This is a genomic window from Salinisphaera sp. Q1T1-3, assembly GCF_003602005.1.
GTDB lineage: Bacteria > Pseudomonadota > Gammaproteobacteria > Nevskiales > Salinisphaeraceae > Salinisphaera.
In genome coordinates, this window is the sequence record NZ_QZWD01000001.1 from 292,433 (window position 1) to 306,506 (window position 14,074).

The window sequence follows — 14,074 nt, forward strand, 5'->3', positions numbered from 1 at the left end:
GAACGACTCATGATGAATGCCCGCCTCACTCCGCCACGCCTGATGATCTGGGCCGTCCACGGTATCGGTATCGCTGCCCTCACCGGCTGTTCTGCGCTGACCAGCACCACCAATACCGCGGCCGACGGTCTGCACACGATCGGTCACGGCGTATCGGTTTCGAGTCGATCGAGCACGAACGCCAGTGCGGGCAAGCCCGATGCCGCTCGCCGCGCCGAAACGCGGGCCTATATTCGTGACCAGCACGACGCGCTGCGTCGCGAGGCTGCCTTCGGCGGCGGCGAGCATATCGACGCACTCGCTACGTTGATCGAAGACACCCATCCAGACAGCCTCGGGCCCTGGATGCAGGCGCACTATGCGCAATTGTTCAGCGCCGAGACCGATACCAAAGAGGTGGCCGCCGCCGTGTCACGCCGTGCCGGCTGATCGCACGCGACTTCGTTCAGCCAAAACGGGGCGATCTCTCGTATCCTGAGGCCTCAACTTTATTCGATTGGAGAGATTCGTGACGCTACGTCAGATGATTGCCATGACAGCGGTTGCCGGCGTGATTGGTGCAGCGCCGGTTGGTACGGCGTTCGCGGCGGACAGCGGTGCCGACAGCGCGGATCAAGCCACCCAGACACAGTCGGGTGACTTCAGTGACAAGCAGCTCAAGCAGTTCGTCAAGGCGCAGGGCAATGTCCAGAGCGTGATGAAAGAATGGCAGCCCAAGATCGCCAAGGCCGACGGCGACGACCAGAAGCAGACGCTCCAGAAACAGGAGAACGATGCCCTTGTCAAGGCCGTCAAGAGCAGCGGTCTCGATCCCGAGGTCTACAACCAGATCGCCAACCAGGCCCGGAACGATCCGAAATTGACCGAACGGATTCAGTCGTTCATGACGCCGCAGTAATCGGCCGTCATATGCCATCGAGCCCGGCCTTGCGCCGGGCTCTTTTTCACAGGTACCACATATGGCAAGGCAGACAGGTGAAACCGCTCGCTGGAACTGGGGCGATGGCGAGGGTTCGGGGCGGATCGTTCAGGTCTATACCGAGCGCGTCAGCAAAACGCTTCAGGGCAGCGAAATCACGCGCAACGGGACCGAAGACAATCCGGCGTATCTGATCGAACAGGACGACGGGGACCGCGTCCTCAAGCTGGGTAGCGAGCTGAAATAACCCAGTCTCCGGCGGCGTAACAACGCGCACGCCAGACAGCCCGCTCGCACATGTATCGTCGATAGCGCCAATGCCGTTGCCATCACGCATATCCTCGGCGTGCGCCGATCACATCGCCCGGCTGTCGGCCACGAGCTCGATGCCATCATCGTTGGCTGCACATGCGATTCGGGCTCCGCACTGATCGGCCTTCATTCGACGGACAGGACCGGCCACGCTCCGTGGTCACGAACCGGGCCAATATCGGATTGTGGCGAGGCCGTGTGCGATGTCCATCCAACACGGTCACATCTGCCTGAAAGCCACGAAAACTCCGGAAAACACGATACGGCTTGGCATGCGCGCCGCGACCGACGCGCAAGTAGCAATCAGGAACGATTCAACCGCCCCACCCGATCGGGCCCGACGACACGATGATTGCCCCCTGACCGGCCCGGCGATCATGCATCCACGTCAGCGAACCAGCTCCGTTCATAGATTGCCTTGATCTCATCGGCATCAGGCACGCGTGGATTATTACCGGGCGAGCCGGACGCCAGTGCCTGCTCGGCCATCGTATCGAGATGCGCGGCCCAATCGTCGCGCGCGATCCCGAAATCGCCGGGTGTGGGGACATTCAGTTCGGCATTGAGTGCGACGAGCTCTTTTCGCAGCAGGTTGATCGCCGCGAGATCCGTATTCAGCGGATTGGCCACACCCATGGCACGGGCGCATTCAGCGTAGCGCGCCGGCGCGGCCTCGATCGAATAAGCCGTGACCGCCGGCAGCAACATGGCGTTGGACATGCCGTGCGGGACGTGAAAGGCCGCGCCGATCGGGCGCGACATGCCGTGCACCAGGGCCACCGAGGCGTTGGAGAACGCCACACCGGCCAGATGCGCGCCCAGCATCATCGCCTCGCGCGCCGCGCGATCGCGCGGTCGACGATAGACGCGACGCAGGTTCGGCCCGATCAGTCGCATTGCTGCCAGTGCCTGCTCGTCGGAGAACGGATTGGCCTTGCGGCTCACGTAGGCTTCGATTGCATGTGTCAGCGCATCGATGCCGGTATCCGCAGTGACCCTCGCCGGCACGGAAAGCGTCAATTCATAGTCCAGGATCGCGGCAGTGGGCATGAATCCGACGCCCACGCAGAGCATCTTCTCGCCGGCCGTATCGTCGGTCACGATCGTGAATCGCGTGGCTTCGGATCCGGTGCCCGCAGTCGTCGGAATCGCGACCATTGGCAAGCCGATGCGATCGGCTTCCTTGGGGAACTTGTAATCACGACTCGTGCCCCCGAAATGACCGAGCACGCCGATCGCCTTGGCCGAGTCGATCGGGCTCCCACCGCCGAGTGCGATCAGGCCGTCAAAGGCCGCACCGCCGTCCAGCCCGGCCGTCATGCACGAGACCCCTGCCTTGATTGAACTTTCGGTCGGCTCCGGCACGGTGTCGGCGAACACGGCGTGCGCCACACCGGCCGCCTCAAGCTGTGACGTCAGCCGATCGACATAGCCGAGCGTCTGCATCATCGAATCGGTGACGATCAGCGGCCGCTCGATACCGAGCGCTTTCAAAACCGATGGCACTCGGTCGAGCGCGCCGGCGCCGATTTCACTCAGTCGCGGCAAAAGAATATTCCGGGACATGCCCGTCTCCTCGATCAATTGTTATGGCAACCCTGTTCCAGGGCCTATTGATGTGTCTTGCGAGTCCGCGCCAAGGGCTCCCTGAGATTGACGATGGGGGCCGGACGAAGCATCGCACGCATGGCCTGTCGTTCGGCGCCGGCGTGCTGGCACGCTGGATTGCCGTCGTGTTTTTGATTTTGGGCCCTCGTCCCGACGGGCTGGGCCGCCCATGAACAATCGACGATGGCTGCCCTGCGGCGTTGCCAGTCCGTATCGTGGCACGCCACGATATCGCGACTCGCAGGACACGATCGGCGGACGCCAACGCAGCGCCCGCACGACACATCAATAGGCCCTAGCTGGCCAGCCGCCGTCAAGTCGTATCGCATCGATCCGACGGCTCGATCTGCCAAGCCTGCAGCGCGCCGCGCAATCGATGCGTATGAGATCCTGCCACAGTCAGCCACGGAGCGGCTGCCATCGGACCATGGCATGATCCACGATCCCGGGCTATATCGGCACCTGTACGGCATTGATGCCGGTCTTTCGGGGCCCCGCGGGATCCGTTGATTCGTTGGCGGTGATGGTCCGTATGCATGCCTGTCTGCGAAGGCGAGACGCATGAGCCGGGAGCCGCTGTCAGCCGGAAAAAATGGCGGCTCCACCACAGAGCCGCCAGCACGTCACCACGCCCGACCGCGCTCATCGGCCCGGTCGTGAACCGGGCCGGGTGCCGGCAGACGCCTCATTCAGCAAAGCAATAACAATGCCACCTGTCGTGCATCAAACGCGCAACGACAACGAAAAACATGGACCGGGACCGGCCTCGCCGATCCCGTATCTAGGGCCTGTTGAGGTTTCGTGCGAATCCGCGCCAGACGCTGTTCTGCGGCAAGACGAGGTGCATCACGCATACGTCTTTGGTGTTACCACCAAAGTCCAGATGGCGCCACCAAAACGCTTTGCTACCTTGAGCTCGAAACGGATCAAGGCTTTGCCGCCCAATCCGACCAATCGAGGGAACGCCATGAATGACCGTCATGGGGAAACGACACTGTTTCTTCCGGCCACGCTGGGCCTGTTCGGTTACGCCGTCGTGGCCGTGCTGTTGACGATTGCGAATACCACCCTGCTATCTTCCGCGTCCAGTGACGCGACCGGCGCCGCCATTCCGTGCGCGCTGGCCTTCGGCGGTATGATCCAGCTTGTGGTCTGCACCATGGAGTGGCGCACGCGCCGCGTCGTGACCGAACAGCGCGATGACAGCGAGGCGGGCACGACAACGGTCTTCTCCGAACCCGGCGAGCTCTCGCGTTAAGCCCATCCTGTTCGAAAACCGGGCGTCTCGGCCCGTTGTTCAATATCAGGCGGGCTGCGTGTCGTCATCGGGTGCACGTAGCACGTAGGGCCGCATCATTTCGTTCGCGGCATGCTCCCAGATGTGGCAGTGCCAGACATAGCGCCCGGGATAACCATCGAACGGCACCAGTATCCGCGTGACCATGCCGGCATGCGCCTGGACGGTGTCCTTCCAGCCCGTCTCGCCCGCGTTCGGGGCGCTCGCGGCATCGAGAAAACGCATGTGGCCGAAGTTCTGGTACTGAAATACATCGAACGGCCGTCTATCCAGTACGCGAAACCGAACCAGATGCAGATGGATCGGGTGTGTGTCTTCGGTCGTGTTGATCAGATGCCAGATTTCCTGCGTGCCCAGGACCGGATCCTCGGTCACATCGGCATACCAGCGCTTGCCGCCCAGAAGCATCAGCATGGAGCGGCCCGTGGTGTGAAAGTACTCGTCGAGTGATAGATGGCGCTCGCGCACTGCCTTCGACGTTTCCGGCGCAGGAATGGAGGCGAGCCGGTCCGGCACGGCCGGCGCGGACACGACGCTCCCGGGTGAAGCGGCGACGCGAAACTGCATGATCGGCACGCCGTCGCTGTTCAGCGTGAACCGGCTGCCCGACGAAGTGCTGAAGTCGACGATCACATCGGCGCGCTCGGCCGGCGCCAGCAGGATGTCGCCGCGCTCGGCCGGCGCAGCAAGCAGGCCTTGATCGGAGCCGATCTGGGTGATGGGCCGCCCGCCGGCGAGCTTCAATCGAAAGAATCGCTGGTTCGACGCATTGACCACGCGAAACCGGTAGCGCGTCGGCTCGACATCCAGGTAAGGCGCATATTTGCCGTTGACGAGTATGGCGTTGCCGCGCACCTCGGCGACCCACGGGCGGCCCTCGACGCCCGAGGTCGGGTAGTACAGACTCCCGTCGGCGCCGAACGAGCGATCGGTCAGCATGAGCGGGATCTCGTAGCCGCCGCGTGGCAGCGCGAGCGCGGCTTCCTGGGCGTCGCGAATCAGGTAGAACCCCATCAGCCCCGCGTAATGGTTCAGACGCGCCGTGCCCATGGCATGGTCGTGGTACCAGAGCGTCGTTGCCGGTTGACCATTGGGATAACGCGAGGTCCGCGCGTTGCCCGGGGTATACCAGTCTTCCGGATACCCGTCACTGTCCGAGGGCGTGCGGCCGCCGTGGACGTGAACGATGCTGCGCGCGGTCGGCGCCCCCGGCTCCATGCCGCAGATCGTGAAGTCGACCGGCAGAAAGTGCTTCGGCGGCAGTTTGTTGACCCATTCGACCGTGATGGGCTTGTCTCGCACCACCTCGATGGTCGGCCCGGGGAAATGACCGTTGTAGGTCCACATCCGGGTCGCCGGCAGATCTCGGTGTACCTTGATATGGGCCTCGTGCATATCGATGCGGTAATGCGCAACCGGCTCGCCGCTAGCATCCGGCATCGAATGCTGGCGTGTCGGCGATGCCTGCGGCGGTATCGGCAACGCGTCCACGAACGACGCGAGCGTCCGGGGATCGATCGTGTCACCTTTATCGGGTGCCGCCTGGGCCGTGGTCGCTGGCAACCAGCCAGTCGAAAGCGCACCGCCCCATCCGGCGGCCCCCAGGATGAAACGTCGTCGCGTCGGGTTCATCGATCCGGTCAATCCTGTTTGGTTGTGTCGTCGCGCCCTGAACGGCAATCGACGACGCGTGTGTATCTTGGCCGCTGACGAGCGAGCGCGCCCGGAATCGGGGCGCGCTCAGATCGCCGCATGGCCGGTCCGGCCTGTGCCAACGGGCTCGGGTCGCGTATCAGCCGTGGTTCTCGATCGTTCCCGTTTCGGGGTCGAGAAGCAGGGTCGACTGATTGGGCGGCGCGTCGGCGCTGAAATCGAACATGCCCTCGAGCGAGCCGGCCAGCGCATCGAAAGAGCCCTGCCCGATCCGTCGACCGTCCAGCCAGTTGTCCTCGATGAAACGCAGCACGGAGGTCTGATCGGTGACCGTGTGATCGACGTAATTCGATCGTGCCCACGGGGAGATCACCAGAAGCGGCAACCGCGGACCGTGCCCGCAACGACCCTGCGCCGGTTTGCCGTCGATGCCGTCCAGCGGCGTCGCGCGCGGCTTGGAACCATCGCCACCCTCGTTGCAGGTATTGGCCCCGTTGAGGACGTCGCTGGTCGTGGCCGAGGGATTCACGTTCGGGCTGTAGCGATGGTCGTACCAGCCGTCGGAATCGTCATAGGCAATGATCACCGCCGTGTTCTTCCAGGCCGACTGCTGTTGCAGGAAATTCACCACCTTGACGATGAAATCCTGTTCGTCCAGCGGATCGGAATAACCGGCATGGCCGTCCTGATAGGCCGGCGCCTTGAGAAACGAGACCTGCGGAAAGTTACCGGCTTCGACCGCGTCGAAAAAGTCGTGGGAATCATACTGATGATTCGCCGGGTCCTTGGTGTCGGTGACCTCGCCGTTCGAATTCACCTCGTACGAGTGGCCGATCGAAGCCGTATTGAAGGGCCGATCATGTTCCGGGTTGGCGGTCGACGCGTAATACTGGAACGGCTCATGGTGCGGGATGTAGTCGTTCGACTGCACCCGTGTATTGCTGTCCTTGCCCGTGGTCGCCACGCGGGTGACGTGGGCGCGCTCGCAGCCGGTAGAGCCGTCGGGATTCACGACGCCAAGATCGAAGCCACCCTCGAACCAGCCCCAGGTCACACCCGCCTTGTTGAGCAAGTCGCCAATGTTGCGACCGCCCATACGGGCCTGCGTATTGCCCGAACAACGATCGCCCATCGGATCGGGGTCTCCGATCAATGTCTTGCCACCGTTGCCGTCGGCGACATAGGCCCAGGTGCTGTCGACCGGGGTCATATCGATGAGTCCGTTGGTCTGACCGGAGATCAGATTGATGGCCCCCGGTGTGGACGGGCCGAATGTGGTGCCATAGGCGTTGTCGCTCATCGCGTAGTGTTGGGCATAGTTCCACAGCGCGGTCACCGTGTTGCCGTCGTAATAGCCGGCCACCAACCCCTTGTTCTGTGTCGCGGTGGCTTCTGTCACGTCCGGCGGCGGACCGCCGCGCCCAACCGATTTCGGAAACAGATCCATCGCACCATCGTCGAAGGCCATCTGCTCATCTTCGTAGGCATGGTCCTGGTCGGCGGTCAGCGCCTGACTGCGATCCAGGCGGAACGGATTGGTCGCGCCGTCGCCATTGGCCGGGTTGAGATTCGGGTTATCGTTCAACAACTCGGCCGTGTAATTATCGATATCCGTCGGCGTGTCGTCGGCCGCGGTAAACCGTGGTTCTCCGGCCGGATTGGCTGCGTGCGGATACGTCCCGAAGTAATGATCGAACGAGATATTTTCCGGAAAAATGACGACCAGATGCTTGATCGGCGTCGCGGTACGCGACGCACTCGATCCGCCAGTCGACGAACCTGATGACGTATCGACATTGTCGTCGTCGCCGTTGCAACCGGCGATCGTCGCAATCGTGACCGCGCACGCCACGCTCGCGACCGTGAATTTCCGCCCCCACATGAAAACCTCCCGTAAATCGATGTGCCTTACACTTCAATCGAGGGCGAATATAGACGCGAACCGTGACAATCCCGTGACGGCAGAACGGTTTTCGCGCCGGGTACCGAGGCCCCAAGGCGCGTCGTCACGAGATAAGCCGTCGCCCCCGCGGCCAAGCGGCGGCAAAACAAGGCATCGCGAGCCTGGCGTGGCCCAGCCACGTGAGCGAGCGATAACGCCGGATGGTCGTCGCTTGCCCACTGTCCCTTCGGGTTGGCCGGCCTGTTTCGTGACGACACGCCCCGGGCCCTTCATCGAGAGATCGCCCGGACCGCCGCCGACGAATCAGCACGCAGTCTGTAGAATCCTGAGTTCCCCGCCTGTCTCACCGGAGTGACACCTCGCTCATGCAAGAAATCAACGCCATGATTCAACGTCTGCAGGACGGCAACGCCGAATTCGTCGCCAGTCTGTCCAACGGCGAGACGCTCGCCGAACGCGCCCCGCCGGCCGAACTGGTCCAGGAGCAGAAACCGTTCGCCATCATCCTCGGCTGCTCGGACGCCCGCGTGCCCGCCGAGATCGTGTTCAACCAGGCGATCGGCGATCTGTTCGTCATCCGGGTCGCCGGCAATATCGTCGCGCGCTCGCAGATCGGCAGCGTGGAGTTCGCCGCCTCGGCCTTCGGCACGCGTCTGGTGGTGGTCCTTGGCCACACCAAGTGCGGCGCCATCGGCGCGACGCTATCGGAACTCCAGCAGCCCACAGAGAATCAGTCGCCGAACCTGCGCTCGATCGTCGATCGCGTACGGCCCTCGGTCGCCGAACTGCTCGAGACCGACCTGCGCCATGACCACGACGCGCTGGCCGCTGCTGCCGTGCGCGCGAACGTGCGTCGCTCCGTGGATCAGCTGCGCCACGGCTCGGATATTCTCGAGGACATGGTCCAGAGCGACGGCATGAAGATCGTCGGCGCCGAGTACTCCGTGGAAACCGGTCGCGTCTCCTTCCTCGAAGGCTGACATCGGTAGCGGCCGGGCACGCGGGATTGTGATCGGCGCCGCGTGCCCGGCCGGCGACATTTGTTGACGCCATGAGGTCGTATCGATGACAACCCCGTCGCCACACGTTCTCGCCTTCGATGTCTTCGGCACCGTAGCCGACTGGCACGGCACGATTCGCGACGAGATCACCACCCGCGAGCCCGCAATCGACGGCGCCGCGTTCGCCCGCCGTTGGCGCGCCGGTTATCGCCCGGCGATGGATCGCGTAGCCACCGGCGAGTGGCCCTGGCAATCGCTGGACGCACTGCATCGACGGCTGCTCGATGACATGCTGGGCGACTACGGGCTGGACCATTGGAACGAGGCCGCGCGCGCCGACTTCAATCGTGTCTGGCATCGGCTCGACGTGTGGCCGGATGTGCCCGAAGGGCTGGCTCGGCTGCGCCGCGACCGGATCTGCGTGACGCTTTCCAATGGCAATATCGGATTGCTGACACAGCAGGCACGACACGCCGGGATCCATTGGGACTGCATCCTTTCGGCCGAGAATTTCCGGCGCTACAAACCGGACGCTGCGACATATCTGGGTGTGGCCGAAATCTTCGATTGTCGCCCGCAGGAAATCATGATGGTAGCCACCCACCAGAACGACCTGGATGCCGCCGCCGGTTTCGGTCTGCAGACCGCTTACATCGAGCGTCCGCAGGAATTCGGAGCAGACGCGCCCAAGACCGCAAGCGCGCCCGGGGACAACGATTGCCACGCACGCGATCTGATCGATCTGGCGTCCCAGCTGGCCTCATGAGCTGGCGTATCCGCCCCGCCGATCCGGCAACCGATGCCGTGGCCATGGCCGCCATCTATGCCCCCCATGTCACGGACTCGGCCGTATCCTTCGAACTCGAGGCGCCGAGCCCGGCGACCATGGCCGAACGCGTGGCCGCGCATCGAGCCAGCGGTCGGCTCTGGCTCGTCGCCGTCGACGACAACGACTGTCTCGGCTATGCCTACGCTGGCGCGTTTCGCCAGCGCGCGGCCTACGACGCCACCGCCGAAACCTCGGCCTATATCGCTGCGAATGCACAGGGACAAGGCATCGGACGTGCGCTTTATCGGCAATTGTTCGCCGAACTCGTCGAGACCGGACACCGCCAGGCCATTGCGGTCATCACCCTGCCCAATCCGGCGAGCGCGCGTTTTCATGAACAGCTGGGCTTTCATGCAGCCGGCCGGCTTGAAGCCGTCGGCGTCAAGTTCGGCCGGTCGTGGGATGTCGGGCTGTATCAACGACCGCTGACGGCGGCGGACCGATGAACTGGCTCGCCCACCTGTGGCTGGCCGACCATAGCGCCACGTCGATGGCCGGGCAGCTGCTCGGGGATATCATCAAGGGGCGTCTTGAAACCAGGACCGAGCTGGATGCACCACTTCTCGAAGGCATCCGGCTGCATCGGCGGATCGACAGCGCCGCCGATGCCCATCCACGACACCACGACCTGCGGGCGCGTTTCGCGCCGCCGCTGCGCCGCTATGCGGGGATTCTGGTCGATATCGGTCTGGACCATGCCTTGGCACGTCACTGGCAGGCGCATCATCCGGCCGAATCACTCGAGCGATTTGCCGAGCGTGCGACTGACCAGTTGAACCGGGAATGGCCGACGTCTGGCATCGGCGCTGAGCCACCCGAGCCGCGCGCTTTCGCGCGTCTGCTGGCGAGCTATCGACAGGCTTCGGGCATAGCACAGGCCGTGCGCCATGTCAGCGCGCGCCTGCAACGTCGCGGCGGTCTCGCCGACGCCAGCGCAGGCGAGGCGATACAGCGAGAGGGACCGGCCTTCGAGAACGCGATCGCGCCCGTGCTTGCCGATCTGCTTGAAACGGTCATCGCGGCACGCCACGAGACCTGATCGGCATCACCCGACGCCGTGCAAGGCGTCGGGTGATGTCGTGCGGAAGAGGTGATCAGCTCGCGATCGCGTTGTTCGCGTCGGTGAAACCGGACAACGAGATCTTGAGATTGATCTGGTCGCCCTTCGGGCCGACGATCGTGACCTGCGCCGAGCGACCGTTCTTCATCTTGTTGAGCAACGAACCGTTGACCGGGAAATCCGCGCGGCAGCCCTGTTCCAGGCAGATCTGGAACGGGAAACGACGGGCCTGGTCGCCGTCTACCGACAGCTGCACGCCCGGTGCCAGACGCGTGCCCAGCGGCAGGATGAAGATCATCGCCGCCGAATCGATCTGCGGCGGATAGCCCATCACGACACGCATGATCGGCTTGCCAGTGCTCGGGCTGTTGATCAGCTGCGTCATCTCGCAATCGCCCTTCGAGCCGCCGCTTTTCGGGCAACGGACTTCCCAGTCGTTGTAATGCGAGATCTTGACGTTGTCCTGTGCGTTGTTCGCCCCCTGGCCCTGAGCCGCAGCAGTGCCCGTCAAGCCGATGAACGAGGCCGCAACCAGCGCGATGGCGGACAGCCGGAAAGATTTCGACATAATTCCTGTTTCCCCTTCGAACCTAGAGACGCGCGTCACGATACACGAACCCGAGTGACGACGCGCCCACGAGTCAAGCCTTTGATTGTGTCAGCTCGCGACCCCGCGATTCTCGCCCGAGCAGCGCACAAATCGCAATCGCGACCGCCACGATCGCGGCAACCAAGAATAATGCCAGGCTATAGTTCCCCCCGCGCGATCCGGCGATCGAGGTCTGCAATGGACCATCGGCCGCGGCCACGAAATTGCCGACCTGGTAGACGAAACCGGGCAACACCGCACGGCTGCCGGCCGGTGCCGACTCGTTGAGATACGCCGGCACGACGCCCCAGGCCCCCTGAACCATGAACTGCATCGCAAACGCACTGGCTGCCAGCCAGACCAGCCCCTGCGCGTAGGCCCAGGGATACACCACCACGAGCGAACCGAGCGCGGCGGCGATGATCGCGGGTCGACGGCCGATCCGCTGCGACAATGCGCCGAAGGCCACGCCTCCGAGGATCGCGGCAATGTTGTAACAGATCGCCACCAGACTGACCTGATGCGCATCCAGCCCGTGCTGAATCTTCAGAAACGTCGGGTAGATGTCCTGCGTGCCGTGCGAGAAGAAATTGAACGCCGCCATCAGCACGACCGCATAGCCGACGAAACGTGCGTTGCGGCGCACGATGTCCCAGAGATCGACCTCGTTCGTCCCGGCCGCGCGGGCCTGTCTCCACACCGGCGACTCCTCGACGCAGAAATGGACATAGACCGCCAGCAGCGCCGGCGCGATGCCGACGAAGAACAGGCCACGCCAGCCGATCAGCGAAAACAGCAGTCCGTAGACGATCGAGGCCACCAGATAACCGGCCGGATAGCCGGCCTGGAACAGGCCCGAGACGAATCCACGCGCATGGGCCGGGATCGACTCCATAGCCAGAGATGAGGCCACGCCCCAGACCCCGCCCATCGCGATGCCGTAGAACGCCCGGATGACGAACAGCGAGATCAGTCCCGGTGCCAGCCCGGAGGCCAGCTCGAATACCGAGAACAAAACGATGTTGACGATCAGCACCGGCTTACGCCCGTAGCGCTCGGCGGCACGACCGAAGATCAGGGCGCCGATCGGCCGTACCGCCAGCGTGAGCATGATCGCGTAGGACAGGGTTTCGACGCTGCTGGAAAACGCATCGGCGATGTCCGACAGAATGAAAACGAGGATGAAGAAATCGAAGGCATCCAGCATCCAGGCCGCGACACAGGCCACGACCGCATGGCGCTGTGCCGGGCGCCACGAGTCTTTCATCATCGATCTCCTTGCAGGGCTGCGTCGCGATTCTTGCATACACCACATAAATCGATGTATTCGATTTTGGTCAATGGCTGCCCTCGAGACAGGCCGGCGATGCATCGCGCCGAAAAATCTTGGTCTGTGCACCGAATGGCTTATGGCCAGACGATGTGCCGCTGCTCAGAGTGTGGCGAGTGCCGTCCGGAGACGTCTCGCGCATGATCTATGTCCTGATTCTCGTCGCCCTGATCGCGTTCATCGTGATTGCCACGGCCCTGTTCCGTCTGCACGCCTTTCTCGTGCTACTGGCTGCGGCACTCATTGGCGGGATCGCCTATGGGCTGGCACCGGTCAAGGTGGTCGAACTCATCGGTCAGGGTTTCGGCAACATCCTGTCGGGCATTGGCCTGGTGATCGTGTTCGGCACCATCATCGGCGTGATGCTGGAAAAATCCGGCGCCGCGCTGTCGATGGCCGCGATCGTCATTCGCCTCGTGGGACGTCGTTTCCCGGCGCTGACGATGACCGTGATCGGCTATATCGTCTCGATTCCGGTGTTCTGCGACTCGGCCTTCGTGATCCTCAACGGCCTGAAGAACGCCGTGGCCGCCCGGACCGGGGTCTCGATCACGACCATGAGCGTGGCATTGGCCACCGGGCTCTTTGCCACCCATACCTTCGTTCCCCCCACCCCGGGTCCGATCGCGGCGGCGGGCAACGTGGGCCTCGGGTCCAATCTGGGTCTGCTGATCGGCCTCGGCGGCGTGGTGGCCGCGATCACCGCGCTCGCCGGTCTGGTCTGGGCAAGGCTATTCGCCGGTCACGCAGACGAGAGCGCTGCGACGCTCGGCGAGAACGCGATCGATCCATCGGCCAACGACGCTTTCGAGCAATTCGAAGCCGAATACGGTGCCCTGCCGGGGGGCGTGGCCGCCTTCACGCCGATCCTGTTGCCGATCGCGCTCATCTGCATCGGCTCCATTGCCGCGTTTCCGACCGCGCCGCTGGGCGACGGTGTCCTGGCGACCGCGGCGACGTTCATCGGTCAGCCCGTAATCGCACTCGCGGCCGGCGTGGTGGCGGCCCTGCCCCTGTTGCCGACCGGCAATCGAAGAGATGCGCTATCGGCACGTGTCCATGACGGTATCGTGGCGGCCGCACCCATTCTGGTGATCACGGGGGCGGGCGGCGCGTTCGGCGCCGTGTTGAAGGCCACGCCGCTGGCCGACTGGCTGGGCAACACTCTGGCCGCGCAGGGACTCGGGATCTTCATGCCCTTCGTCGTCGCCGCCGCGCTCAAGACAGCACAGGGGTCGTCGACGGTGGCGCTGGTGACGACCTCTGCGCTGGTCGCGCCCATGCTGAGTGATCTCGGCCTGGGCAGCGATCTCGGTCGTACGCTCACCGTACTCGCCATCGGCGCGGGCGCCATGACCGTCTCCCACGCCAACGACAGCTTTTTCTGGGTCGTCTCCCAGTTCAGTCGCATACCGGTCGGTCTGGCCTATCGCGCCCAGACGATGGCCACCCTGGTTCAGGGGATTGTCGGCATCGTGACCGTCTGGATCCTTTCACTGCTGTTGCTGTGATCCACCGACGATAGCGCCATCGCTGGGCCAGCTGAGCTGACATCGTGAGCTGTGATGCAATG

14 protein-coding genes are annotated in these 14,074 nt (G+C 63.7%); 9 read left to right on the forward strand and 5 right to left on the reverse strand.

From position 1 onward, the window contains the following. The first annotated feature begins 9 nt into the window (after positions 1-9). The 3 genes from D3260_RS01285 (at position 10) to D3260_RS01295 (ending at position 1,166) form a co-directional block, all read left to right on the forward strand. Complete coding sequence (locus D3260_RS01285) at positions 10-429, forward strand: DUF3015 family protein (RefSeq protein ID WP_233543901.1); 420 nt, start codon at positions 10-12, stop codon at positions 427-429. 79 nt (positions 430-508) lie between these two features. Next, positions 509-898 carry a DUF4168 domain-containing protein gene (locus tag D3260_RS01290; protein WP_147418072.1) on the forward strand — a complete coding sequence of 130 codons (390 nt, stop codon included), beginning with the start codon at positions 509-511 and terminating at the stop codon, positions 896-898. Between the two features lie 61 nt (positions 899-959). Next, positions 960-1,166, forward strand: coding sequence for a DUF2945 domain-containing protein (locus D3260_RS01295; protein WP_120096747.1), 207 nt, complete (start codon positions 960-962; stop codon positions 1,164-1,166). A 440-nt stretch (positions 1,167-1,606) separates the two neighbouring features. Here D3260_RS01295 and D3260_RS01300 read toward each other — a convergent pair whose 3' ends face one another. Further along, positions 1,607-2,797 carry an iron-containing alcohol dehydrogenase gene (locus tag D3260_RS01300; protein ID WP_120096925.1) on the reverse strand — a complete coding sequence of 397 codons (1,191 nt, stop codon included), beginning with the start codon at positions 2,795-2,797 and terminating at the stop codon, positions 1,607-1,609. A 1,009-nt stretch (positions 2,798-3,806) separates the two neighbouring features. On the opposite strand from D3260_RS01300, the gene D3260_RS01310 reads away from it, so the two are divergent. After that, on the forward strand, positions 3,807-4,097 hold the full coding sequence (locus D3260_RS01310) for a GPR1/FUN34/YaaH family transporter (protein ID WP_120096749.1): 291 nt from the start codon (positions 3,807-3,809) through the stop codon (positions 4,095-4,097). Between the two features lie 45 nt (positions 4,098-4,142). Here D3260_RS01310 and D3260_RS01315 read toward each other — a convergent pair whose 3' ends face one another. Beyond that, a complete protein-coding gene (locus D3260_RS01315; RefSeq protein WP_120096750.1) occupies positions 4,143-5,768 on the reverse strand; it encodes a multicopper oxidase family protein in 1,626 nt (541 codons plus the stop codon). A gap of 160 nt (positions 5,769-5,928) precedes the next feature. Continuing rightward, positions 5,929-7,671 (reverse strand): phospholipase C, encoded by a 1,743-nt coding sequence (locus D3260_RS01320; protein WP_120096751.1) that lies wholly within the window; start codon positions 7,669-7,671, stop codon positions 5,929-5,931. A 404-nt stretch (positions 7,672-8,075) separates the two neighbouring features. Here D3260_RS01320 and D3260_RS01325 point away from each other — a divergent pair, with 404 nt between their 5' ends. The 4 genes from D3260_RS01325 to D3260_RS01340 all read left to right on the forward strand — a co-directional run bounded on the left by D3260_RS01325 (position 8,076) and on the right by D3260_RS01340 (position 10,561). Continuing rightward, positions 8,076-8,672 carry a carbonic anhydrase gene (locus D3260_RS01325; RefSeq protein ID WP_233543902.1) on the forward strand — a complete coding sequence of 199 codons (597 nt, stop codon included), beginning with the start codon at positions 8,076-8,078 and terminating at the stop codon, positions 8,670-8,672. 85 nt (positions 8,673-8,757) lie between these two features. Next, a complete protein-coding gene (locus tag D3260_RS01330) occupies positions 8,758-9,459 on the forward strand; it encodes a haloacid dehalogenase type II (protein ID WP_120096753.1) in 702 nt (233 codons plus the stop codon). Beyond that, on the forward strand, positions 9,456-9,968 hold the full coding sequence (locus D3260_RS01335) for a GNAT family N-acetyltransferase (RefSeq protein ID WP_120096754.1): 513 nt from the start codon (positions 9,456-9,458) through the stop codon (positions 9,966-9,968). Before D3260_RS01330 ends, D3260_RS01335 begins: the two co-directional genes overlap by 4 nt. Continuing rightward, positions 9,965-10,561 carry an ACP phosphodiesterase gene (locus tag D3260_RS01340; RefSeq protein ID WP_120096755.1) on the forward strand — a complete coding sequence of 199 codons (597 nt, stop codon included), beginning with the start codon at positions 9,965-9,967 and terminating at the stop codon, positions 10,559-10,561. Before D3260_RS01335 ends, D3260_RS01340 begins: the two co-directional genes overlap by 4 nt. A gap of 55 nt (positions 10,562-10,616) precedes the next feature. On the opposite strand, the gene D3260_RS01345 is transcribed toward D3260_RS01340, so the two are convergent. Beyond that, positions 10,617-11,150: an invasion associated locus B family protein gene (locus D3260_RS01345; RefSeq protein WP_120096756.1), complete on the reverse strand. Its 534-nt coding sequence runs from the start codon at positions 11,148-11,150 to the stop codon at positions 10,617-10,619. A gap of 73 nt (positions 11,151-11,223) precedes the next feature. Next, positions 11,224-12,438, reverse strand: coding sequence for an MFS transporter (locus tag D3260_RS01350; protein WP_120096926.1), 1,215 nt, complete (start codon positions 12,436-12,438; stop codon positions 11,224-11,226). Positions 12,439-12,641: 203 nt separating this feature from the next. On the opposite strand from D3260_RS01350, the gene D3260_RS01355 reads away from it, so the two are divergent. Beyond that, a complete protein-coding gene (locus tag D3260_RS01355) occupies positions 12,642-14,012 on the forward strand; it encodes a GntP family permease (RefSeq protein ID WP_120096757.1) in 1,371 nt (456 codons plus the stop codon). The last annotated feature ends 62 nt before the right edge of the window (positions 14,013-14,074 follow it).